This is a genomic window from Mesorhizobium sp. (assembly GCF_017306585.1).
Lineage (GTDB): Bacteria > Pseudomonadota > Alphaproteobacteria > Rhizobiales > Rhizobiaceae > Mesorhizobium.
Window position 1 is genome coordinate 1 of sequence record NZ_JAFKIC010000105.1, and the last position, 4,502, is coordinate 4,502.

The 4,502-nt window shown below is 66.0% G+C and carries 4 protein-coding genes; 3 read left to right on the forward strand and 1 reads right to left on the reverse strand.

Features of this window, described 5'->3' with window-relative positions; all coding sequences use genetic code 11:
• Positions 1 to 238 precede the first annotated feature (238 nt).
• A complete protein-coding gene (locus J0I79_RS03615) occupies positions 239 to 1,189 on the reverse strand; it encodes a LysR family transcriptional regulator (RefSeq protein ID WP_292855354.1) in 951 nt (316 codons plus the stop codon).
• A gap of 91 nt (positions 1,190 to 1,280) precedes the next feature.
• On the opposite strand from J0I79_RS03615, the gene J0I79_RS03620 reads away from it, so the two are divergent.
• The 3 genes from J0I79_RS03620 to J0I79_RS03630 all read left to right on the forward strand — a co-directional run.
• Entirely contained in the window at positions 1,281 to 2,144 is an 864-nt protein-coding gene (locus J0I79_RS03620; RefSeq protein ID WP_292855355.1) for a dioxygenase, read from the forward strand.
• Entirely contained in the window at positions 2,141 to 3,202 is a 1,062-nt protein-coding gene (locus J0I79_RS03625; protein WP_292855356.1) for a maleylacetate reductase, read from the forward strand. The genes J0I79_RS03620 and J0I79_RS03625 overlap by 4 nt, the downstream gene beginning before the upstream one ends.
• 20 nt (positions 3,203 to 3,222) lie before the next feature.
• A partial coding sequence (locus J0I79_RS03630) for an ABC transporter substrate-binding protein (protein WP_292855357.1) occupies positions 3,223 to 4,502 on the forward strand: 1,280 nt, incomplete at its 3' end.

Consider the following 4,502-nt stretch of genomic DNA (forward strand, 5'->3'; position numbering starts at 1 on the left):
CCCGTGCAACTGTTCAGGTTGATGGTTCATCGGTGGGAAGGGACCGAGCCATGCCGCGGCCTGTCCCCGAAAGGGACGACCAGGATCCTCTCGGCCTCCTTCCCACTTCAAACCATACACCCGAACAAACACACAGGATCCTCGGGTCTCCGCGACGCCGCTGCGCGGCTGCTCCGCCCGTGGATGACGACGTTGGGAGACTTCGGCTAATCGCACAATTGCGCAATTGGTCGAGATTCTACGCGCCCCACACCACCGCCTGCTCATGCCGCTTGATCAGGTGCTTGAGATTGTCGAAGCCTTGCCGGATGTGCCTGGCGAAGGCATCGACGGCCGGAGCGCGCGGCGTGTCGGCGCGCCTGAGCAGGCCGAGTGCACGCTCGGGGTGCGGGATGGCCACCGGCAGCGCCGTGAGCGCCTTGTCCTTGCGAAAGGCGAAGACCACGCTGTGCGGCAGCACGGTCAGCGCGTCTGTTTCCTTCATATAGTTGATGGCGCTGGTCAGCGATCCGCCGGAATAGCGGATCTTGATCTCCGTCGCGCCCAGCGACAGAAGCAGGCTGCGCAAATCCTCCAGCAGCGGGCTGCCGGGCGGTGGGGCGATCCAGGGATAGTCAAGCAGGTCGGCGGTCCTGAGCTTGCGCCGCAGCAGGAGAGGATGTGTGGCCCGGCAGGCGACGACATTGCGGCCGGGCAGGATCTCGCGGAACTCCATGCCCGAACCCTCTTCCAGGATGTCGATCGGGCAGACGGCAAGGTCGATGCGGTCGGCATTGATGGCGGCGCGCAGGTCCGGGAGGTAGCCGTAACTCTGGTCGACGCGCACGTCCGGATAGGCGTTCTGGAAATCGGCGATCATGCCGGAGATCAGCGCGTCCATGAAGAACGGCGTGCCGCCGACCCGCACCACGCCCGAACGGCCCTGGCTGAAATTGGCGACGATGTCGGAGGCCTTGCGCGATGCCGCCAGCATGACCTGGCCATGGTCGGCCAGTGCCCGGCCGAGAGGCGTCGGCTGCAGCGGCCTGCGCCCTTTCAGGAACAGCGGCTCGCCCAGGCGTTTTTCCAGCATGGACAGCGTGCGCGACACGGCGGGCTGCGAGAGACCGACAAGGGCCGCCCCTTCGGTGACGCCGCCCGCCTGCACCACCGCAGCGAGCTGGATCAGATGCCTTTCATCGAGTTTCATAACGATATGGTATATTAAGCCAGCCAGAAATCATCATCTTTGTCTGGAAGTCGCGTTAATCTCCTACGGTGAAGTGATCCCGGGGAGGCGCATGTCACATCTGGGCATACCGTCATTCAGCGAGAGCAACTCGGCCGAACTGGTTGCCCAGCGCCTGTCGAAGGCCAAGGCCGGGCCGTTGCCGCGCTTGCTGGCGACCGTCGTCGACCACCTCCACCAGATCGTCAGGGAGACCCGCCCGACAGCGGCGGACTGGCGCCAGGCCATCGCCTTCCTCACCGAGATCGGCCACGCCAGCGACGACAAGCGGCAGGAATGGGTGCTCCTGTCGGACCTGCTCGGCGTCACCGCATTGGTCGAGGACATCAATTCGAGGCGCCCGAACGGTGCTACGCCCAATACCGGGCGCGGCCCGTTCTACCGGGCGGACGCGCCCAGGCTGCCGCTCGGCGCCGACATCTCGCTCGATGGCGTCGGGGCACCGCTCACCGTTTCGGGGCGGGTCACCGATCTCGACGGCAAGCCGATCGCGGGCGCGACGGTCGAAACCTGGCAGGCCAACGCGCAAGGTCTCTACGAGAACCAGCAGCCCGACCTGCAGCCGGAATTCAACCTGCGCGGCATCTTCACCACCGACGGGAATGGCCGCTTCCACTATCGAACGGTCAAGCCCTCCGGCTACGGCGTGCCGGACGATGGCCCGGTCGGACAGATGCTTCGCCAGCTGAACTACCCGCTCAGCCGTCCGGCACATCTGCATTTCCTGATCCGCGCCGACGGTTTCGAGACGCTGACCACGCAGGTGTTCGAGCGCGGCGATCCGCGTCTGGCCGAGGACGCGCTGTTCGGCGTCAAGCCGGATCTGGTCGGCGACTTCAAACGCGTGAGCGAAAGCTGGTCGCTCGATTTCCATTTCGTCATGGCGATGGCGCGCAAGGGGAGCCGGGCGGCATGACGCGGCAATTCACCTATTCCGGCAGCCCGGCGCATATCGTCTTCGGCAACGGCGCTTCGGCCGAGGTCGGCGCCTGGGTCGAACGGCTCGGCTGCAAGCGTGCGCTGGTGCTGTCGACCCCGCATCAGGCCGCCGACGGCGAGGCGCTGGCGGATCGGCTGGGGCGGTTCGCCGCCGGCACCTTCTCCGGCGCGGCCATGCATACGCCTGTCGACGTGACCGAAGCCGCGATGCGCAAGGCAACCGAGGTCAACGCCGACTGCGTCGTGGCGCTCGGCGGCGGTTCGACCACGGGACTGGGCAAGGCGATCGCGTACCGCACCGACCTGCCGCAGATCGTCATCCCCACCACCTATGCCGGCTCGGAAGTGACACCGATCCTCGGCCAGACCGAGAACGGCGTGAAGACCACGGTGCGGGATGCGAAAATCCTGCCGGAGGTGGTGATCTACGATCCGGGACTGACGACAGGCCTGCCGGTGGCGATGAGCGTCACCTCGGGTCTCAACGCCATGGCGCATGCGGCCGAAGCGCTTTACGCGCAGGACCGCAACCCGGTCTCGACACTGATGGCCACCGAGGGGCTGCGCGCCTTGAAAGCGGCCCTCCCGATCCTGACCGGGGAACCTCGGAATCTCGAAGCGCGCGGCGATGCGCTCTACGGCGCCTGGTTGTGCGGCACCGTGCTCGGCGCCGTCGGCATGGCGCTGCACCACAAGATCTGCCACACGCTGGGCGGTTCCTTCGACATGCCGCATGCCGAGACCCATGCGGTGATGCTGCCGCATACGATCGGCTTCAACGCCGCCGCCGTGCCCGAATTGCTGGAACCCGTCGCCGTCCTTTTCGGCGACGGCGCCGGAAGCGGCCTTCACGATTTCGCCAGCTCCGTCGGCGCCCCGCTCACCTTGAGGGAACTTGGCCTCAAGCAGGGTGATCTCGACCGCGCCGCCGGGATCGCGACCCAAAATCCGTACTGGAATCCGCGGCCCTTCGACCGCGCCGCTATCCGCGCCCTGTTGCAGGACGCGTGGGAGGGAAGACGACCACAAGACTGACATCAAAGGGAGGAGCACCAATGATCACCAGACGCGAATTCATCCGCAACACCGCCGCCACCGGCTTGCTCGCGGGCACATCGGGCCTTGCCATGCCGGCCATCGCGCAGAACGCGCCGGTCAAGCTTGGCTATGTCAGCCCGCAATCCGGCCCGCTGGCCGCCTTCGCCGAGGCCGACAAATTCATCATCGACGGCTTTCTCGCCGCCACCAAGGCCGCGGGGCTGAACTACGAGGTCGTCGTCAAGGACAGCCAGTCCAATCCCAACCGGGCGGCGGAAGTCGCCAAGGAACTGATCGTCACCGACAAGGTCAACCTGATGCTTGTCGCCTCGACGCCGGAGACCACCAACCCGGTCGCCACCACCTGCGAGGCCGAGGAGGTGCCGTGCCTGTCGACCGTGGCGCCGTGGCAGCCCTGGTTCATCGGCCAGCAGGGCAATCCCGGCGATCCCTCCTCGTGGAAACCGTTCAATTACGCCTATCATTTCTTCTGGGGCCTGGAGGACGTCATTGCCGTCTTCACCAACATGTGGGCGCAGGTCGAGACCAACAAGAAAGTTGGCGGTCTCTTCCCCAATGACGGCGACGGCAATGCCTGGGGCGACGGCACGGTCGGCTTCCCGCCCGTCCTGGCCAAGGGCGGCTACGGGCTGACCGACACCGGCCGCTACCAGAACCTGACCGACGATTTCTCGGCGCAGATCAACGCCTTCAAGGGCGCATCCTGCGAAATCATCACCGGCGTGATGATCCCGCCCGACTTCACCACCTTCTGGAACCAGGCCAAGCAGCAGGGGTTCACGCCCAAGGTGGCCTCGATCGGCAAGGCGCTTTTGTTCCCGCAATCGGTCGAGGCGCTCGGCAAGTCCGGCCACAACCTGTCCTCGGAAGTCTGGTGGACACCCAACCACCCGTTCAAATCTTCGCTCACCGGCGAAAGCTCGGCCCAGGTTGCGGCGGGCTTCACCAAGGCCACCGGCCGGCAATGGACGCAGCCGATCGGCTTCGTCCATGCGCTGTTCGAGATCGCCGTCGACGTGATGAAGCGGGCGGGCGAGGCCGGCGATGGCGACAAGGTGGCTGCGGCGATCGCCGCGACCAAACTCGACACGCTGGTCGGCCCCATCGCCTGGGACGGCGCCAAACTGCCGCCCTTCGCGGCCAAGAATGTCGCCAAGACACCGCTGGTCGGCGGCCAATGGCGCCTGAAGGACGGCGGCGGCTACGATCTCGTCATCACCGACAACAAGACCGCGCCCAACATCCCGACCGGCGGCAAGATGGAAGCCATCGCATG